Genomic DNA, 19,351 nt, shown 5'->3' with positions numbered 1-19,351 from the left:
TTTCACAAAGAACTCTATTTATAAATATTCTTTTTAGAAACTTCTTTTAAAGAAGAAACACCCGTCATCATCATAACATTTTCTAATTCTTGTCCAAGTTGTTGAACATAAGCTTCAACACCTTCTTTTCCAGCACCGTAAATCATGTTGACAAATGGTCGTGTAATAATAACTGCATCCGCTCCTAAAGCTAAAGCCTTAAAAACATCTAAACCACTACGGATTCCTCCATCAACAAAGATTTTTACTTGTCCTTTGAATTTGTCTGCAATTTCTTCTAAAACAGCAGCTGTTGCAGGAGTTCCATCTAAAACTCTTCCTCCATGATTTGAAACAACAATTCCTTGGGCACCTGCATTGATGGCTTTTTGTGCTCCTTCAACTGACATAATTCCTTTAACAATAAAAGGCGCTTTGGCATAATCAATAATTTCTTTTAATTCTGCTTCACTTTTTCTTCCAGCTGGTGGTATTCTTCCTTGTAAAAAAGGAAGCCCTGCTGCATCAATATCCATCGCAATCGCAAAAGCATTGGATTCATTCGCAAGTTTTAATTTTTCAAAACATGTTTCTTTATCCCAAGGTTTAATCGTTGGGACACCAACACCTTCATTTTCTTTAATCACTCGTGTCGCTTGAATCATGATTTCTTCATTTAAACCATCTCCAGTAAAAGCCGCAATTCCACTTTTTGCACAAGCATTTACGTACACTTCATTAAAACTATTATCATTATATAGATCACTATAATGTTGACTAACCGCACCTACTGGTCCTGCAAAAACAGGATACTTAAATGTTTTTCCAAACAATTCAAAAGAAGTATCTATTTCATTATTAGATGCAATGGTATCCATTTTCACTTCTAGCTTTTGCCAAGCATCATAGTTTTTAATAGCTACTGTCCCTGTACCTTTAGCCCCTGGTCCAGGTATTTTATTAGAGCAAGCTTTTCCATTACACATCATACATGATTTACAATAAGGCCCTATCACACTTCTACTTTTTTCTCTTATTTCATTTACATTCATACTTTTTCCTCATCCTTTATTTTTCCATCTTAAAGCTTACACCTGAGCTTTCATTGAAATCAAGATTTTTATAAAAAAACTTGTTTGTACAATTTGTACAAACAAGTTAATCATTATTATAAATCACAAATACCTTTACCTTCCCCATAAACATCATACCAATCACTATTGAAATCATTTACCGCTTTTTCAATACTTGGATTTGCAAAGATTTGTTTTAAGACTTCTACGGGTGCTGTTATTGCTTGACTTCCATAATTGAAAGCATCTCTTACTTGTTGCACTCCTTTAAAGCTTGCTGCTAATATCTTACAATCATATCCATCTTGTACAATTCTATTAGAGAGTTCATTGATGAGTTCCATTGGATCATTTCCTAGGTTTCCTATTCTATTGACATAAGGTGCAATATAATCTGCCCCTGCCGCTAATGCCATATAGGCTTGCATTAAATCATAGACAGCTGTTGCTGTGACATTGACTCCTTCTGCTTTTAGTTTTTTAATAGCTTTAACTCCTTCATAAGATACAGGTACTTTGATATAGACTTGATCATCGATTTCTTCTAGAATACGATGAGCTTCTTTAACGATTTCATCACATTCTTTTGAAATCACTTGAATATGAAGACTTCTTTCTTTTCCAATGATTTCTCTTACTTCTTTCATATGTTTAAAGAAATCTTTTGGACTTGTTTTTTTCACAATTGAAGGATTGCTTGTTACTCCTACGATTGGCATATATTCTACTGCTTCTTTTATATCTTCTAAATTTACTGTATCAATTATAAATTCCATTTTTCTTTTCTCCTTTTATTCTCTTATTAAATTTTTTAAATTTGCCTGCAAGGCAACATCATAAAAATGTTGCATTTGTTTTTCATCAAACATTTTATAATTTTTATTTATCCCATATTCTTTACCGATAAGTTCATACTTTGATGAAGCTAAGGGATTATAGTTTAATAGTTCATAGTTTACATTAGGATCAAGCTCGACTAAGTAACGTACGATTGCTTCAATATTTTCATCTGTTGCTGTTATTTGTGGAATAAGCGGTGTTCTGATAATCACTTTCTTTTTATGTTCACTTTGTAAAACATAACGAATGTTTTCTTTAATGATTTTTGAGGAAACACCAGTATATTTTTGATGTTTTTTTTCATCGAAAAGTTTTAAATCGATATAAATTAAATCTAAATAAGGCAAAGCCTTTTTGATGAGCTCTAAAGATGTATAAAAAGAGGTTTCAATAGCTGTATGTATCTTTTCTTCTTTACATCTTTTTAGGATTTCAATAAGGAAATTCCCTTGCATAAAGGGTTCACCTCCTGAAAAAGTCACACCACCGCCATGTTTATAAAAGACTTCATCTTCTTTTATTTTGGAAAGTAAATCATCTAAATCGTATTCTTTACTATCATATTGAATCGCACCACTAGGACACGCTTTAATAACATCCGTAAAATCATTTTGATTTTCTTTGAAATAAGGACGGTCACGATAATCAATATGTTCATTAAATTGTTGGCAATATCTACAATGAATACATTTTGTTTTAAAATAAAGCACTTGTCTTGTTGTCTCTAAACCTTCTGGATTTTGGCACCATCGACAACGAAGGGGGCATCCTTTAAAGAAAACCGTTGTTCTTAAACCATGACCGTCATGTACCGCAAATCTTTTAATATCAAATACGAGCGCTTTAGATGCTTTCATAGGTTGTTCTTTCAATGATTTCATCTTGTAATTTACCTGCCAATTCAACAAAATAAGCGGTATAACCTGCCACACGAATCGTTAGTGATTGATGGTTTTCTGGATGGACTTTTGCATCTAATAATTCTTCTTTACGGACAACATTAAATTGAATATGAGGAACTTTTAAATCAACAAAAGCGCGTAAGAAATTTTCAAATTTCAAACATCCTGTTTCTGTTTTAAAAAATTCCGGCAAGAATTTCATATTAAGTAATCCACCATTGGTTGTACATGAATTATTTAATCTTGAAACGGATTTTAAAACCGCTGTTGGTCCTTGTTTATCTCTTCCATAAACAGGTGACATTCCCCCATCTGCCAGTGGTTTTAAGGCATTTCTGCCATCAGGTGAAGCTCCTACGTTTTCTCCCATAGGAACATGAGCTGATACGGTATACATTCCCGTATGATAGCGACCACCACGATAGTTTGTATAATGTTTCATCTTATCTCTAAAGTATTTTGTCCACTTACTTCCAAGTTCATCGACCCATGCTACATCATTGCCATATTTAGGTACTTTATTTAAAAGCATGGTTTGAATAATTTCATATCCTTTAAAGTCTGCCTTAAGTGCTTCCAATAAATCATGTTTAGAAATCATTTTTTCTTGATAAACAAGTTCTTTGATAGCCGCTAAAGAATCTGCTAGATTAGCCACTTGAATCATTTGGATTCCTGATAGATTATACTTAGCACCTCCACGCGTAACATCTAAACCTTTTTCTAAACAATCATCAATAACTATTGATAGAAATGCTGTTGGTAAATAATCTTGATGAGCTTTTTCAACTACTTTTTCAGCATCCATCATTTTATCAATAAAATAATCAATTTGTTTTTGAAAAGCATTTTCTAAATCTTGATATGTTTCATAGGTTTCTAAACTTCCTAAATCAAGACCTATTTGTTGGTTTGTAAGTAAGCATCTTCCATGATTAAGTGTTAGTTCTAATACCTTATTAAAATTAAACATTGCAGCATCAGACCATCCTAAATTATTCCCATGAGTTGTTAGTTCAACACAACCAACAATGGCATAGTTTCGTGCATCTTTTTCTTCAATTCCTAAATCATCAATCATTGAATGAATAATTGCTTCATCATTGAAAAATTGTGGCATTCCACTACCAAGTGAAACGACTTTAATAGCTGCTTGCATCAATTCATGAGATGTATTTTTATTCAATCTAACAGAGAGATTTGGTTGTGGTAATCCTAAATGCTCTTGTGCTTTTAAACAAAGTAAAGAAAGATCATTATATATATCATTTCCCTTTTCGTCCACGCCTCCTATTGCAATATTAAATCCTATTGGAAATCCCGCAAAATACTTAGCACTGTTTTGATTTCTTAAATAAACAATTTGATTGAATTTCAACCATAAGCATTCCAATATTTCTAATGCTTTTTGTTGATCTAAAATTCCATTTTCTATATCTCTTTGATAGTAAGGATAAAGATATTGATCTAATCTTCCCGGTGAAAAAGAAGATGCATTCGATTCCATATGTAATATCACAAATAAAAACCAAAGAGATTGCACGGCCTCATGAAATGTTTCAGGAGGTCTTTTAGAAAGATTAAGACAAATTTTTCCTACTTCTTGAAGTTCTTCATGATTTTCTTGAATAATCAAATCATGATATCTTTGCATAAAATGAATTGCCCCTTCTAAAACAAGAATCGTACATTCATAAAATTCCTTTTGCTCTTCCCTACAATTCTTTAACTTATCTTTTGCCTTTTCCATTAATCCTTGTGGACCTAGTTTTAACCATAAAGCACTATCTGGGCAAATATGCCCTTGAGCATGATCTTTTTGATTAATTTTTACTACTTTACTTATTTCGTTAATTTCTTTTCCATAAGTCCCTTTAATGGCATCTTCTAGAGATTTTCCTTTCCAATAAGGATAAATCTTTTCTCTAAATTCTTTGATATCTTCTTCTTTTACTAAAAACTGATCTTGCGGTCTTGTTGGTAATGTTTCAAATTCTTGGTTGACCCAAGAACATCCACTTTCAGGAAAGACCACACCATAACGTACACCTTTGGTACGATTTCCTACAATCAATTCTTCATCCTCTACAGAAATCTCTAATTCTTCTAATGCTGCTTTTAAAGATAAAGCTCGTTTTTTAGGAATAGATACATCTTCATTTTCTTGATAAACACGTGTAATGATGCGTGCTTGTTCAATAGAAGCATAACGTTTACTACTTAACATCTTTTCTTTTAAATCAGAAATTCTTTTTGATTGATATAAACAATTCATAACATGCCTCCTTTTATTGATTTTTATTATTACAAGGTCATTATAAGTTATAAAACAATAGTATTCAATAATTGTTTTATTGATTTTGTAAAAAAAAGAAATCATTAAATGATTTCTAATCCATACTCCATTATTTTTTCCTTAAAAGGACTTCCTAACTCTTGTTCACCAATATATCCAGTAAATTCACTTAAATGCCCAAAAACATAATTCCCATCCAAATTGAACTTTTCATTTTCTGCCACAAGATAACATTTTTTACTTGCATCCATGACTTCTTTTTTCGTAAGACCATCTTCAACATCATATGTGGTTACTTTTCCATCATGAATATTCATTCCTACTGTACCGATAAAAGAAAGATCAAAACGATAATTGTGAATTTGTTCAATTGCAAGAGTTCCAATAAAACCATCTTTAGCTCGATTAAAATGTCCTCCAATGAAAATAAGATTTACTTTATGTTCCCCATGTCTAAATAATTGCATAATATCAATCATATTTGTAATAATTGTAAGTGATATATTTTTTTGATAAATACACTTGGCAAGTTCTAAATTCACTGTAGAGATTCCTAAAAAAATCACCGTATTTTCTTCAATCAATTCAACTGCTTTTTTCGCAATGATTTTCTTTTGTGATAAACGTACACTCATACGTTCATCTACATGGTATGCATGGAGATTCTTTCTTACTTGCATGGCTCCTCCATGAATACGTTTTAAAAGTCCTTCTTTTTCTAGAGCCGTTAAATCTTTACGAATACAATCTTCTGTGACTTCGAAATCATTTGCGAGTTCTTTAACTTTTACTTTTCCCTCTGTATTTAATCTTGCCAGTATTTGTTCATGTCTTTCTTGTTGAAGCATTTTTTCTACCTCTCTTTTATGACATTTTAACATATTCAAAATATCTTGAAAATGAGTAACAACACCCTTCAACTTGATAAAATATGCAAAAATACATTTTTTATCAAGTTATAACTCTTTTTCATAAAAAAACAAGGACTACAACGAGTCCTTATTTATTGGCAAGACAATCTTAAAGGTTGTACCTTTACCTAATTCACTTTCTAAATGAATTGTTCCTTTATAATATTGAACAATGTGTTTTACAATTGCAAGTCCAAGACCTGTACCACCTGTTTCCTTATCACGTCCTGCATCACATCTAAAGAAACGTTCAAAGACACGCCCTTGATCAATAAGTGAAATACCACGACCTGTATCACTTACTTCAATAATGTAGTCTTGATCAACAAGATAAGAATGAATATTTAAACTTCCTTTTTGTTTATTGTATTTTACTGCATTATTGATCAGGTTATTCATTAATTGTTGGACATGCTGATGATTTGCGAGATATGTTTGTGGTGTTAAATCACATGTAACTTTAATTTCTTTTTTTTCAATTTCAACTTTTAATGATTCTAAAATATCATCGACAATTGGTTGAAGATGAACAGGATGTTGTATAACTTCAATATCTTTATTTTCAAGTCTTGAAATCATTAAGATATCACTGATAAGGCTTGACATCTGATCAACTTCTTTTTGAATTTTATCCAATGCTTGTTTTCTTGCTTTTGGATCATCAATCATTCCCGTTTGAAGAAGTTCACTATAACCACGAATAGATGTCATTGGTGTTTTTAATTCATGAGAAACATTTGAAAAAAATTCTTGACGCATTTTTGTAGCATTAACTGAATCTGTGATATTGACAAAAAGTAAAGTCACTCCATATTCTACTTTAGCAAGATGGCAATCATAGACTTCTTCATCTTTTTTTAGAGTAACGATTTTAGGTTCTACACCGATATTTTCTAATTGATCTATAATTTGGTGATCGAAGATAAAATCTTGGATAGGTTGATTCACTTCCATTTTATCACTAAAAAGTTGTTTAGCTTTTTTATTGACCATAAGTATTTCATAATTTGTATCTAATAAAACGAACCCTTCATTCATTTTATCAAGAATACTATTTATTTTTAATCTTTCATTTTTCAAAGTTTTTAGTGTTTTTCTTATTGTATCTGCTTGTTCTTTAAGTTTTGTCGCAATAACATTAAATTCATCATATTGATAATGATCAAAACTTAAATAACGATTATCATTGATTTTAGAAACCTCTTCACTAATTTCTTCTAATGGTTTAGTAAGTGTTCTAGAAAAACGATAAGAAAGAGCTAAAGCAACACATAATGATAAAGCAGCACTAATAAATAATGGTTCTAAAAGTGGTCCTATATTATCAAAGATACCATTATAAGGAATCGCAATACGAACAACATAACCACGATGATAATAAGCCACATACATCATATTCTTTTTAACAGTTGAAGAATAACGTGTCGCATAGCCAAACTGATCACTTAAAGCTTCTTTAAATTCACTACGTCCGCTATGATTTTCTTGAATCCCCTCTTTATCACTATCCGCTAATACATTTCCATCTTTATCAATAATCGTAAGTCGGGTATCTTCTGTATAAGCTAAATCATTAAGTTTTTCTACTTGATTATCTAAAGGTTTTTGATAATCAATTTGATTTTCTACAAGCTTTACCGTATAGTACATATCTTTTCTTGTTGTTTGCATCATTTGATCTGATAAAATAACCATCGATACACTTGAAGAAAATAATAATGTTACAATTAAAACTGTCGCAAAATATTTAAATAACGCTTTATTCATTTTTATTTCACTTCCTCAACGAATCGGTATCCTACGCCCCTGATTGTCTTAATATATTTATTTCCATCATCATCTAATTTTGCTCTTAAAGCACGAATATGAACATCTAAAACTCTTGATTCCCCAATAAAATCATAACCCCAAATATGATTTAAAATTTCGTCTCTTTCTACTACACGACTATGATTTTCAATTAAATAAAGAAGTAATTGATATTCCTTATTAGTAAGTTCCATGACTTGTCCATTATGAGTTACCATTCTTGTTTGTTTATCAATTTTCAATGTATCACTTTCAAGTATTGGTGTTGTTTTTGGCGTGTGTCTTCTAAGCAAAGAACGCACTCTTGCTTGTAATTCTAAAACTCCAAAAGGTTTTGTCATATAATCATCACTACCACTATCTAATCCATTGACTTTATCAATTTCTCGATCTTTTGCACTTAAAATAAGTATGGGCATTTCTTGATCTGTTTCTCTAATTTTCTTGATGGCATCAATTCCTGAAATACCCGGCAACATTAAATCAAAAACCGCTAAATCCACTTGATCATTTTCCATACTTTTTAAAGCATCTAAAGCATTAGAAAATTGTTTAACATTATACCCTGCACTCGTCAAAGCCAAATCAATAATTTCTCTAATATTTTCATCATCTTCTATAACATATATACATTCTTTCATCCTATTCACATCCTTTACATTATCTTAACATAGTAAATAAGTAGTTATGTTAAGTTTAGGTTAAAAGTTGATTAGAAATAAAAGAACTTATACGATGTATAAGCTCAAACGGTTATTTGTCAAAAATCACTTTTAGATGTGCATAATCTTCAAAATATTCAACATTCATATCTTGATTTATTTTATCAATGTTATTTTCTTTATTTTCTACAAATAAATCTAATTGAACATATGCTTCATGTTCAATCAATTTTATTTCTAAATATGTTTTATCTGATTGTTCAAAAAAATTGGAAATAGTATTAATTATTTTATCACAATTATTAAAATCTTTAAAAAACGAATCATTTCCGATATTTATCAATAATTTTACTTTTGTATCAAATTGAGATTTTATTAGGAAAATATAATCATTCAATAATGTATCAAATATATAATTATTTGTCATGATATTTGTTTTCTCATCTAACAAATCATAAAAATGCTCTACCTGACTTTTTGCATCTTCATATTTTTGATCATCTATATTATTTTCTATCAAAATCAATCCATATCTTAAAGAATGCTGTATTTTCATAACATTATCATGAAGATAATGAACTAAAGACTTATTTTTTTCTATGTATTCCAATTCTTTATTTTTTAACACATATTCTGTTTTTTCATTATATAGTCGTGTCATATGTATAAATAAAATACATACCACAAAAAATAAAACTAGCAATAATAATAAAACCACATAGATATCATCAATAGTTATTTGCATATGTCCTATATCATTCAACAAAATAAAGTATATTCCAAAAATCAATACCATTGTAATTGTTAATAAATATTTATTTTTTTCAATAATTGTATCTTTTATTTTAGTTTTGAAATAATTCAATACAACAATAAGAACCAAGAAAATAATTCTTGCTAAAAAAATAATAGGTAATCTATATAGTTTTAGAATCTTGGTCATATCATAGTTTGTTATTATTTTAAAGAAAAATAAAACTATAGTTGAAGTAAAAACAGATATCCATGTAAATAATATACAAGGAATAAAATTATAAAATTTAACTTCCTTTTTTACAATAGAAGCAATTACAAAATTAGTAATTGCTAGTACATATGCCATCTCATTGCCAAACAAATCGTAAGTTTGCATAATTTCCATAACAAAGAAACTAATTATCGATGAAATCAAACAATATCTGTTTTTTTGTTCAACATCACAAAAAACACCTATGAAAATTGCGCCTAATAATACTTCTAAATAATCAAAAAATAAATACATCATTTTAATAAATACTCCTTATATTTTTTTAATACATCTTGTCGATATTTTTTTCCAATCTTTAAAGTAATGCCATTATTCAATATCATTTCTTCTTTGTAAATCTCTTTGACCCAAAACAAATTGACCACATATGATTTATGAATTCTTACAATATTGGTAGAATTTATAAATAACATCATTTTATTAAAAGAACTTGAATATTTATAATCATCAAATGATGTATGAATCGTAATTTCATGTAAAAATGATTCTAAATAAATGATATCTGATAATTTAATAGATGTTTTTCTATCATTAAAATCAAAAGTAATAATTCTATGATTTTTATTAATATAGTTTTGAATTAAACTACATGTAATTTTTATATCTCTATCAAAATTATCTTTTCTAATAAAGTAAAAAGGTTGTACAATTAAGGAATCAAAAACCATATCATTCAACGCTGAAACAAATATAATAATTGCGTTAAAGTTATTCTCTCTAATTTTTTCAGCAATCTTTATTCCGTTTTCCTCTTTTAAATCAATATCCAAAAAGAAAATATCTCCTTCTTCAAAATATTGATATTCAAAATTACTTGATATGCATTCTATGGAATAATCGATAAAAATATTTTTAAAAGCATCATAAACAATATCTTTTATCTTTTTTGCAAAAGTTTGATCATCATCCACTATCTTTATTAACATCTATATCCCCCCTCTTTCCTCTAAAATACAACTATGAAAGAAAGTATAGCATATCATTATTATTTGTGGTACTTATCTTTAATTTCCTTGACATAATGTATTTGATCATTGAATTCTAACATTTCATTAACACAGTTACTTAATTCATTTTCTTTTTTCAAATGTTCTAGACAGATAATTCTATAATAAAGACACATAATATACCTTATGTCTTTTTGCTGAATTGTAGCCTTCTTTGACAATTCAAAGGCTTCTTCATATTTTTCATTTAAAACTAAATACATTATTTTAAAAAGTGGATTTTTGACTTTGTTATCCAGTTTAGGATTATATAATTTCAAATATTCATCTTTTTTATTTAAGTTGTAATAATATTGTAATTTTACAGTGTACCAATGTCTACTTTGTTTTTCGTCAAATATCACTTCACTATTTTGTTCTACAAAATTTTGATATTCTTCTTTATAATTTGAAATTTCTAAAAGATAAATATATATCGTCATTAAACAATCATTAATAGATTTATTATGAATTTTATCTATTGCTTCTTTTACTGTAAATAAATTCTTTTCTATATTTTCACTTTTCAATAATAGCTTTGGAATATTTATTATATAAATATTCATCACTATTCCAAAAAAAAAATTAAAAGCAAAGCATATATTACTACTCTTTCTAAATGATTAATATTCATAATTACAATCAAAAAAGCTAATAAATAGTACGCCAAAATAATTAATCGATAACTTAAAACTACCTTATTCTTCATAATTTTCTCCTATTTAGAAAGATATAAATCTAATGGTTTTTTTGTATGTTCAACAACATAACCACTGCCACCACGATTTTTGACATCTTCCACAACAGTTGTCATTAAAATAGATTGTTGACTATCTGTAGTCATTACTGTAAACCAGCCAAGTTCTGTTCCTGTTGTATCACTTTGATTTTGTTTGATTTCTGCTGTTCCTGTTTTTCCAGCAAGAGTCACACTATCATGATAAATGCTATGTCCTGTTCCATTTTCATCCGCAATGGCATTAATAAGATCTTCTTTTATTATTTTTGTTGTTTCTTTTGAAAAAACATTTTTAATCCATGTTTTTGTTTGCCCTTGAACTATATGTGGCTGATAGATTGATCCATTATTAACAAAAGCACTATAGATACTTGCAAGTTGAAGTGGATTCATCAAAATTTGTCCTTGTCCATAACCACTATCTGCAATTAATTGATCACTTACTTTTTGATTTTTATTGATATACTGACTTTTATTTAAAGCAAGTTCAAAAGGAATCTTTTCACCAATCTTTAAGTTTTTATAGTAATTAAATAAATTCTCTTTCCCAATATTCAATGCACTTCTAGCAAAGTAAACATTATCTGAATACGTAATCGCATTCTTTAAATTATTAGGGGAAGGTGCATGTAATGTTGTCACATAATAATTACCCCAACTTGAATCCTTTTGCCATTTGTCTTTAGCCCGTAAATCCTTATTTGGATCAATCGTCTTTGTTTCTAACCCAATAGCTGCTGTAATAGGCTTCATAGTCGATCCAGGCGTATATGTTTGTTTATAACAACTCATCAATGGTTGGTTGACATCATTATTTAATTCATTCCATTTATCTGTTGATAGTCCTAAAACAAAATCATTACTTGAATACGATGGTGTTGAAACAAGTGCTAAGACTTCTCCTGTTTTTGGATTGAGAGCAACAGATGCACTTTTATCATTTTGATACTCATTATAAAGACTTTGTTGTAAATCAATATCGATTGTTAAACGAATATCTTTTCCATCTTTCGCTTCTCTTTCTGCAACTGTTTTAACGATGTTATTATTTTCATCAACAATATCAATTCTTGCACCTACTTCTCCTCGTAATTGTCTTTCATAAGCAGCTTCTATACCACTTTTCCCAATAACTGAACTACTTGTATAACCTTCATTTTTATGTTTTTTTAAGTCTTTTGAATTTACATTTTGTACATAACCAACTAAATGAGACGTTATTTTATCATACGGATATATTCTTGAGGAAATGCTATTAATTTTAACTCCACCTATTTTTAAAATTCCATGCTGAATGAGCTTATCTTTTCTCTGTTCTGAAATATTTTTGATAGGCACAAAAGAATCATCATTGATCCAAGATGCATTCATTTTATTTTGAATGGTTTCAATGTCTGTTTCTAAATATTCTGCTATTTTTGAATAATCATTTTCACCATTAAGTTTTCCTCTGACAAGCCCAACTGAATATCCATTGCCTTGTTTAGCTAGATATTTACCATTTCTATCTAAAATGTATCCTCTAAAAGGCTGTATAGTTGTTACTTTAATTTTGTTCTTATCAGAAAATTCATCAAAAATAAGTTCCTTATTGAATTGAATCTTTTCATCTTTGATTCCTATTTTATTCTTATATTTGATTTTTCCTGCTATGGTATCCATAGATATTTGATATTTAATTATATTATCCTTTTCATTTAATACTTTTATTTGAATATTTTTTGCATCAATAACATCATAAATTTCTTTATGTTTTTTAACAAAATATTTTTGTGTAGGAGTATAGACAGTCTTTTGATCCAACATTTGATACATTTGTTTATAATTTCTGTCATTTAAAAATCCAAAATATTCTTTTACAACTTGTTCATTACTCTTACCTTGGTTAAAAACAAAAAACACCGTTGTAATTAACAACGCACAAGTTATTAAACCAATAAAAACATTTCTTTTCCTATTCATATGATAATCCTCCCTAATTGTCATAATTATACATTCTGTCAAATAGCAATTATATGCTTTCTGCACAAAAAGCTCTTTATTTGCATAAACAACTTTTTAAACAATCTTTTTGTTGTATCGATTTAGAAACTATCATAAACTATAATATAAATGAAAAAGGAATAGTCATAAACGACTAACCTTGGATTTTATTTGAGAAAAAATAGCTACCTCGATGTTCGCCAAAACCGTGTAAGGTAGCTTTTTTTTGTATTATTTTCGTTATATATAGAAGTATTTATAGCAAACTATAATTTTTTCATGACGATAAATGTATAACTGATACAAAATATGAATTTAGATTTCAAATTTTTCTTAATAATTTAAGAAAAACAAGTAAAAATCAAAGAAAACCACTCAAAATATTAAATTTCTTTACATCTTTTCTTACCTAATTATTATTAATTTTATTCGTAAGTTAAGTGCAATTTTATTTTTGAATTACTTTTCAAACTTTCTCCTTCCATCAATGTATAAACATTTTTATCTTTTAACCTTTTTTCTGAAATAAAATAACATTTATAATTAGAAAAATCCTCATTTTCTAATAAATTAATTTTAGATATTGTTTTTGGTTTTGAGGTATTTATATTGCTAGAACAATCAAGATAAATACATGTATCTTCATCGATTAATTTCACAGTTATTTTTCCTTCATCAGCACTATAACCTTTAAATATATTTTTTATATCAAAATGGTTATTGATTTCGTAACTGCCTAAAACATCTTGAATAATTTCACCATCTTTTTCATATTGAAAATAAAATGTTATATTATTGACATTTTTTGATAAGTAATGATATTTTGCATAATAAGTTGAAGATACATCATCTTGTTTTAAAGATAAAACAGCATCTTTTTCTAAAAACATATAATGAACAATACTTATACCAAAGGCAACGATAAAAAGAACAAAAATATAAAATAGCTTCTCATTCTTTTTAGCTATATGTCTACGAATTTGACCTAGCATAATAATACCTCCTTATATTTTTATTATATAGGAAGCAATCCTTCTTTTAAATAAATACTTATATAGTCCAAAAGAAAAAACCTCTCTAAAAGAGGTCTAAATTAATCGCGTATTGTTAAGTTTTCCTGTTTGGTTGAACTCAATCCATTCACAGATATTAACAACATGATCACCAATTCTTTCAAAATACTTTGCAATCATTAAGAAATTGATTGTTAAATCACCTTTATCATTTGATTCTTTAATCATTTGAATAATATCTTTTTTTACTTGATCAAATAATTCATCCATTTTAATATCCATCTTCTTTACTTCTAAAGCATGGTTTAAATCATGTTGATGGAATGCATCCAAGGATTCTTTAACCATTTTAGTCGCAATTTTTGCCATATCTTGAATATGTCCAATCATTAAGAAACTGTCCATTTCTTTCATTTCTAAAATCAATTCAGCAATATCTGCACTTTGATCCCCAATTCTTTCTAAATCAGTAACTACTTTTAAAGCAGTAGAAACATCTCTCAAATCAGAAGCAACTGGTTGTTGTTTTAAAATCAAAGATAAACATTTTGCTTCAATCGATCTTTCCACATCATTAATTTGTTTATCTCCATGAATAATATCTCGAGCAAGTTCATAATCTTGTTCCTTAAATGCTGTAACACAGTTTTCAATAGCTAAAACAACAAGATGACACATTCTATCTAAATCAACATGCATCTTATTAAGTTCTTGATCAAATTGACTTCTTGGCATCCTTCTTTCCTCCTATCCAAATCTACCAGTAATATAATCTTCAGTTCTTTTATCTTTTGGCATACCAAAGACATCTTTTGTTGGTCCATATTCTACCATTTCTCCAACTAAGAAGAAGGCAGTATAATCAGCAATACGACTTGCTTGTTGCATATTGTGAGTAACAATTGCAATTGTATATTGATCTTTTAATTGTAATAAAAGTTCTTCGATTTTAAGTGTTGAAATTGGATCTAAGGCACTTGTTGGTTCATCTAATAAGATAACTTCTGGTTGCACCGCTAAAGCACGGGCAATACATAATCTTTGTTGTTGTCCACCAGATAGTCCTAAAGCACTTGAATGTAAACGATCTGAAACTTCATCATAAAGTGCTGCTGCTTTTAAACTATCTTCAACGATTTTATCAAGTTGTTTTTTATTTTTAATACCATGAATACGTGGCCCATAAGCGACATTATCATAAATTGACATAGGGAATGGATTTGGTTGTTGAAAAACCATCCCAACTTTTTTTCTAAGTAAAGTTGTATCAACACGGCTGTCATAAATATCTTCACCATCTAAGATAACATCCCCTTCAATTTTAACGTTATCAACATAATCATTCATACGATTCAACGTTTTTAAAAATGTTGATTTACCACACCCTGAAGGGCCAATAAACGCAGTAATTTTATTTTCTTTAATATCTAAACTGACATCTTTTAAAGCATGTTTTTGTCCATAATACAAATTCAGATGTCTTGCTTCTATTTTATTTTCCATCTTAATTATCCCCTTTATTTACATCAAATCTGCGACTGATCCATTTAGCTAACATATTTAAACCTAAAACAATAACTACTAAAACAAGAGCAATCACAAATGAAACCTCATAATTTCCTTTAGCCATTTCTAAATATAATTGAATAGTAAGAGTTCCCCCACTACTTAACAAATGTCCAAAAATATTTGTTGGTAAGATTGCGACAGAACCAGCTGTAAATAATAAGGCAGCGGATTCAGCAACGATACGTCCCATTGCAAGAATAACTCCTGTTAAAATTCCAGGAATCGCACTTGGTAAAAGAACTGTACGAATCATATACCATTTTGTTGCTCCAATTCCTAAAGCAGCTTCACGATAGCTTTTAGGAACACATTCTAAAGCTGTTTGGGTATTTCTTGAAATGATTGGTAAAATCATAATGGCAAGTGTAAGTGAACCTGTCAAAATTGAGAACCCTAAATGACAAACAGACCCAAAGAACAACATTCCAAATAATCCATAGATAATTGAAGGAATACCTGCTAAGACTTCTGTTGTAAATGAAATGATACTGACGATTTTTTTATTTTTTGTATATTCATTTAGATAGATTGCTCCACCGATACCAATTGGACAAGCAACAAGAAGTGTCACAATAACAATATAAAGAGTATTAATAATATTTGGTAAAATACCTACTGTATCATTAATAATACTTGTTGTATTTACTAAATAAGAAAAATCAAAGGCTGGTACTCCTCGATAGAGAATATAACCAATAATAACTAATAAAATAAATATTGAAAGAAATGAACTTAATTGAATAAGTGCATAAAGAACTTGATCACTGACACGTTTCTTTTTTTCTAAGATTGTATTATTCATCTAAGTCACCTCTTTTTAAAACATATGTTAAGACTAAGTTAATAACCATGATAAAGATAAACAGTACAAGTCCAATTGTGAATAAAACTTGTCTATGTGTACCACTGGCATATCCCATTTCTGAAACGATGGCTGTTGTTAAAAAACGTACCGAATTAAATGGAAGTGGAAGAGATACTGCATTTCCGGCTACTAACAAAATAGCCATCGCTTCTCCAATAGCACGTCCTACGCCAAGTACTATCGCTGACATAATACCTGATTTAGCACTTGGTACAACAACTTTAAAAATTGTTTGCATTTTACTTGCACCTAGAGCTAATGAGCTTTTACGATAATCATCAGGGACTGCCTTTAAAGCAGTTTCTGAAATATTAATAAGTGTAGGTAAAATCATAATTGCTAGTACGATAATGGCAGATAATAAATTGGCTCCACCCGTAAATTGATGTGTTTTAGAACCATGATAAATCATTAATTCTAATTTATACATCATTGGATTAACAATAAGAATTCCTAATAATCCATAGACAACAGACGGAATCCCTGCAAGTAATTCAATTGCTGATTTTAATATTTTTCTAAGTTTTACTGGTGCAATTTCAGCAAGGTTGATTGCTGTAAATAAACCAATAGGTACTCCTATACAGATTGCTAGGAAAACCCCTACGATAGAAGTTAAAATAACATAGGCAATCCCATATTGAGGATGAGCTGCTGTTGGCGCCCATGTTGTAGAAAACAAAATACCTGTAATTCCTTCTTTAAAAATGGCAGGTGTCCCTGAAATAATCATGTATCCTGTAATAGTAACAACTGCTAAAACAGAGATAATAGCACAGCCACGAAAGATCATCGCGGCTGTTTTTTCTACTAGGGATTTTGCTTTCTTATGGGTAATAATTGATAACTTTTTTTCCATAATACTTCCCTCTTTATTTTTATTTATTTGGTGTTACTAATCCAACTTTTTCAATGATTTTTTGTCCATCATCACTGTTGATGAAATCAAATACTGCTTGAACTTGTTTAGATTGTTCACTAATTTTTCCATTTGTAGCCATTACGAATGGTCTTTGTAAAGCATAACTTCCATCTTTTACAGTTTTTTCACTTGGTTCAACACCATCTAATTGAAGAGGAGAAACTGTATCATCTAATACATCTAATGAAACATAGCCGATTGATCCAGAAGTTTTAGCAACTTTAGCAAGAACAGCACCAGTTTCATTTAATTCTTGAGCATATTGACATTGTTCTTCAATTCCTAATAATTCTTCAAATGCTCCACGCGTACCAGAACCAGCTTCACGTCCAATAACTACGATTGCTTCATCTTGTCCACCTAAATCTTTCCAGTTAGTAATTTGTCCTGTATAGATTTTTGCTAATTGATCTTTTGTTAAGTTTGTTACTTTATTAGATTTGTTTGTAATTGTTGCAATACCATCGATAGCAACAATATTTTCTTCTATTCCTTTTTCTTTTTCTTCATCTGTTAAAGAACGAGAAGAATCTCCGATATCTGTTGTTTTTGAAGCAACTGCTTCTAGACCTGCACCAGATCCTGTAAATTGTGCTTCTAATTGTAAGTTTGGATATTTTTCTTTAATTCCTTCTGATAAGGCATTAACGAATTTTTCCATTGAAGTTGATCCGTTTAAACTTACCTTTCCACTAATGTCATCTGATGCACTATTTGATCCTCCGCCACATCCGGCTAAACCAAGACACATCATGAAAACTATTAAAACACTTAATACTTTCTTTTTCATTTTTTATTTACCTTCCTTTGTTTTCTCTTAAGATATTATTTATTTTTGTTTCCTTTTCTTAAGACACTCCTATCATAGTGTTTTTCAACACTTTCAAAAATCAAAAGAACGTATGGTTTATGTTAAGTTTATGTAAAATGAAAAAAGTCCATGTTTATAAACACGAACTCACTTTTTATTATTTTTTCCTATAACGTTTACCCTTAGTAACTCCTTTTTCTTCAAACATTCCTTTTTCTTCAAGTTCATTTAAAAGTTCTCTTGTTCTTCTTTCTTTAATATCTAAATCTTTTATAAGTTCACTTGCTTTATACCACTCTTTAGGTTCCATAAGGGTTAGAATTTTTTCATATCTCTTTTTTGTTTTTGCTTTTCTAAATATTCTAATACTTCTAAAGTTGTACTTACTTCAATATGACTATGATAAGGAAGTAAATAGTCTACATCTTTTAGGGTCATATTATTTGTAATCGAATAAAAATCTGCAGGAAATAAAAATTGTCCTATACCTTTAAATAACGGATTCTTTAAAATATCATTTACTTTTGAAGACTCATTCATAACCTGGCTCCTTTAATCAAATTTCTATCTAATATTATTTTATCCATACTCCCATAAAAGTACATTATTGATATCTCATACCACTATAACTATCAGTTATACAAAAAAGTGAGAACTACGTCCCACCAATGGCATGAACTTAAGATATAATCTTAGGTTCATGTCTTTTTATTTTTATCCTTTTTTTATAATAGTATCTCATATTTCTTTTTATGTAGTATAGGGTATATAATCTTATTACTTTTAATTTAAATATATTTATTATATATTTGTAGTATAGGATGGTGATGTTATGTTTGTAAAAGTTGTAAAAAATAATAGAGGTCGTCCAAATACCTCTTTTATCTCAATTGTTGAATCTTATCGTGAAGATGGAAAGGTTAAACATCGTACAATCAGAAATCTTGGACTTTTTGATGACGAT

Annotated in this window: 19 protein-coding genes; all 19 read right to left on the bottom strand. The window is 29.0% G+C overall.

The features are described from left to right. Positions 1-14: 14 nt before the first annotated feature. A complete protein-coding gene (locus C7U55_RS09500; protein WP_106988372.1) occupies positions 15-1,031 on the bottom strand; it encodes an alpha-hydroxy-acid oxidizing protein in 1,017 nt (338 codons plus the stop codon). 116 nt (positions 1,032-1,147) lie between these two features. Then, positions 1,148-1,828, bottom strand: a complete 681-nt coding sequence (locus C7U55_RS09495; RefSeq protein ID WP_106988371.1) for a fructose-6-phosphate aldolase — start codon at positions 1,826-1,828, stop codon at positions 1,148-1,150. A gap of 15 nt (positions 1,829-1,843) precedes the next feature. Next, positions 1,844-2,773 carry a glycyl-radical enzyme activating protein gene (locus C7U55_RS09490; protein WP_164488717.1) on the bottom strand — a complete coding sequence of 310 codons (930 nt, stop codon included), beginning with the start codon at positions 2,771-2,773 and terminating at the stop codon, positions 1,844-1,846. Next, the gene (locus tag C7U55_RS09485) at positions 2,736-5,069 is read right to left on the bottom strand and encodes a glycyl radical protein (protein ID WP_106988370.1); all 2,334 of its coding nucleotides are present in this window, start codon (positions 5,067-5,069) and stop codon (positions 2,736-2,738) included. The genes C7U55_RS09490 and C7U55_RS09485 overlap by 38 nt, the downstream gene beginning before the upstream one ends. Before the next feature lie 104 nt (positions 5,070-5,173). Next, positions 5,174-5,938 (bottom strand): DeoR/GlpR family DNA-binding transcription regulator, encoded by a 765-nt coding sequence (locus C7U55_RS09480; protein ID WP_106988369.1) that lies wholly within the window; start codon positions 5,936-5,938, stop codon positions 5,174-5,176. Positions 5,939-6,076: 138 nt separating this feature from the next. Further along, positions 6,077-7,768 carry a sensor histidine kinase gene (locus C7U55_RS09475; protein ID WP_239985190.1) on the bottom strand — a complete coding sequence of 564 codons (1,692 nt, stop codon included), beginning with the start codon at positions 7,766-7,768 and terminating at the stop codon, positions 6,077-6,079. Between the two features lie 2 nt (positions 7,769-7,770). Beyond that, positions 7,771-8,451 carry a response regulator transcription factor gene (locus tag C7U55_RS09470; protein ID WP_106988367.1) on the bottom strand — a complete coding sequence of 227 codons (681 nt, stop codon included), beginning with the start codon at positions 8,449-8,451 and terminating at the stop codon, positions 7,771-7,773. A gap of 112 nt (positions 8,452-8,563) precedes the next feature. Beyond that, positions 8,564-9,736 carry a hypothetical protein gene (locus C7U55_RS09465; protein ID WP_106988366.1) on the bottom strand — a complete coding sequence of 391 codons (1,173 nt, stop codon included), beginning with the start codon at positions 9,734-9,736 and terminating at the stop codon, positions 8,564-8,566. Continuing rightward, entirely contained in the window at positions 9,733-10,425 is a 693-nt protein-coding gene (locus C7U55_RS09460) for a LytR/AlgR family response regulator transcription factor (protein ID WP_106988365.1), read from the bottom strand. Before C7U55_RS09460 ends, C7U55_RS09465 begins: the two co-directional genes overlap by 4 nt. Before the next feature lie 59 nt (positions 10,426-10,484). Further along, entirely contained in the window at positions 10,485-11,051 is a 567-nt protein-coding gene (locus tag C7U55_RS09455) for a hypothetical protein (protein ID WP_106988364.1), read from the bottom strand. 152 nt (positions 11,052-11,203) lie between these two features. Beyond that, entirely contained in the window at positions 11,204-13,186 is a 1,983-nt protein-coding gene (locus C7U55_RS09450) for a penicillin-binding transpeptidase domain-containing protein (protein ID WP_239985189.1), read from the bottom strand. A gap of 446 nt (positions 13,187-13,632) precedes the next feature. After that, the gene (locus C7U55_RS09445; RefSeq protein WP_106988362.1) at positions 13,633-14,199 is read right to left on the bottom strand and encodes a hypothetical protein; all 567 of its coding nucleotides are present in this window, start codon (positions 14,197-14,199) and stop codon (positions 13,633-13,635) included. Between the two features lie 96 nt (positions 14,200-14,295). Further along, positions 14,296-14,955, bottom strand: coding sequence for a phosphate signaling complex protein PhoU (phoU, locus tag C7U55_RS09440; protein ID WP_106988361.1), 660 nt, complete (start codon positions 14,953-14,955; stop codon positions 14,296-14,298). Positions 14,956-14,967: 12 nt separating this feature from the next. After that, positions 14,968-15,723 (bottom strand): phosphate ABC transporter ATP-binding protein PstB, encoded by a 756-nt coding sequence (gene pstB, locus C7U55_RS09435; RefSeq protein WP_106988360.1) that lies wholly within the window; start codon positions 15,721-15,723, stop codon positions 14,968-14,970. Between the two features lies 1 nt (position 15,724). Beyond that, positions 15,725-16,591 carry a phosphate ABC transporter permease PstA gene (gene pstA, locus C7U55_RS09430; protein WP_106988359.1) on the bottom strand — a complete coding sequence of 289 codons (867 nt, stop codon included), beginning with the start codon at positions 16,589-16,591 and terminating at the stop codon, positions 15,725-15,727. Further along, positions 16,584-17,513 carry a phosphate ABC transporter permease subunit PstC gene (gene pstC, locus C7U55_RS09425; protein WP_106988358.1) on the bottom strand — a complete coding sequence of 310 codons (930 nt, stop codon included), beginning with the start codon at positions 17,511-17,513 and terminating at the stop codon, positions 16,584-16,586. The genes pstA and pstC overlap by 8 nt, the downstream gene beginning before the upstream one ends. A 19-nt stretch (positions 17,514-17,532) precedes the next feature. Continuing rightward, a complete protein-coding gene (locus tag C7U55_RS09420) occupies positions 17,533-18,366 on the bottom strand; it encodes a phosphate ABC transporter substrate-binding protein (RefSeq protein WP_106988357.1) in 834 nt (277 codons plus the stop codon). 178 nt (positions 18,367-18,544) lie between these two features. After that, positions 18,545-18,697: a hypothetical protein gene (locus C7U55_RS13580; protein WP_155522386.1), complete on the bottom strand. Its 153-nt coding sequence runs from the start codon at positions 18,695-18,697 to the stop codon at positions 18,545-18,547. Positions 18,698-18,702: 5 nt separating this feature from the next. Then, positions 18,703-18,927, bottom strand: coding sequence for a hypothetical protein (locus tag C7U55_RS09415; RefSeq protein ID WP_106988356.1), 225 nt, complete (start codon positions 18,925-18,927; stop codon positions 18,703-18,705). Positions 18,928-19,351: the final 424 nt, after the last annotated feature.

This window comes from Faecalibacillus faecis, assembly GCF_003024675.1.
GTDB lineage: Bacteria > Bacillota_I > Bacilli_A > Erysipelotrichales > Coprobacillaceae > Faecalibacillus > Faecalibacillus faecis.
This window is presented reverse-complemented; position numbering and strand designations above follow the sequence as displayed.

Bases quoted from the DNA above. Each gene is read 5' to 3' on its own strand.
- C7U55_RS09500 (WP_106988372.1), bottom strand. From the start codon at position 1,031: ATGAATGTAAATGAAATAAGAGAAAAAAGTAGAAGTGTGATAGGGCCT.
- C7U55_RS09495 (WP_106988371.1), bottom strand. From the start codon at position 1,828: ATGGAATTTATAATTGATACAGTAAATTTAGAAGATATAAAAGAAGCA.
- C7U55_RS09490 (WP_164488717.1), bottom strand. From the start codon at position 2,773: ATGAAATCATTGAAAGAACAACCTATGAAAGCATCTAAAGCGCTCGTA.
- C7U55_RS09485 (WP_106988370.1), bottom strand. From the start codon at position 5,069: ATGAATTGTTTATATCAATCAAAAAGAATTTCTGATTTAAAAGAAAAG.
- C7U55_RS09480 (WP_106988369.1), bottom strand. From the start codon at position 5,938: ATGCTTCAACAAGAAAGACATGAACAAATACTGGCAAGATTAAATACA.
- C7U55_RS09475 (WP_239985190.1), bottom strand. From the start codon at position 7,768: ATGAATAAAGCGTTATTTAAATATTTTGCGACAGTTTTAATTGTAACA.
- C7U55_RS09470 (WP_106988367.1), bottom strand. From the start codon at position 8,451: ATGAAAGAATGTATATATGTTATAGAAGATGATGAAAATATTAGAGAA.
- C7U55_RS09465 (WP_106988366.1), bottom strand. From the start codon at position 9,736: ATGATGTATTTATTTTTTGATTATTTAGAAGTATTATTAGGCGCAATT.
- C7U55_RS09460 (WP_106988365.1), bottom strand. From the start codon at position 10,425: ATGTTAATAAAGATAGTGGATGATGATCAAACTTTTGCAAAAAAGATA.
- C7U55_RS09455 (WP_106988364.1), bottom strand. From the start codon at position 11,051: ATGAATATTTATATAATAAATATTCCAAAGCTATTATTGAAAAGTGAA.
- C7U55_RS09450 (WP_239985189.1), bottom strand. From the start codon at position 13,186: ATGAATAGGAAAAGAAATGTTTTTATTGGTTTAATAACTTGTGCGTTG.
- C7U55_RS09445 (WP_106988362.1), bottom strand. From the start codon at position 14,199: ATGCTAGGTCAAATTCGTAGACATATAGCTAAAAAGAATGAGAAGCTA.
- phoU (WP_106988361.1), bottom strand. From the start codon at position 14,955: ATGCCAAGAAGTCAATTTGATCAAGAACTTAATAAGATGCATGTTGAT.
- pstB (WP_106988360.1), bottom strand. From the start codon at position 15,723: ATGGAAAATAAAATAGAAGCAAGACATCTGAATTTGTATTATGGACAA.
- pstA (WP_106988359.1), bottom strand. From the start codon at position 16,591: ATGAATAATACAATCTTAGAAAAAAAGAAACGTGTCAGTGATCAAGTT.
- pstC (WP_106988358.1), bottom strand. From the start codon at position 17,513: ATGGAAAAAAAGTTATCAATTATTACCCATAAGAAAGCAAAATCCCTA.
- C7U55_RS09420 (WP_106988357.1), bottom strand. From the start codon at position 18,366: ATGAAAAAGAAAGTATTAAGTGTTTTAATAGTTTTCATGATGTGTCTT.
- C7U55_RS13580 (WP_155522386.1), bottom strand. From the start codon at position 18,697: ATGGAACCTAAAGAGTGGTATAAAGCAAGTGAACTTATAAAAGATTTA.
- C7U55_RS09415 (WP_106988356.1), bottom strand. From the start codon at position 18,927: ATGAATGAGTCTTCAAAAGTAAATGATATTTTAAAGAATCCGTTATTT.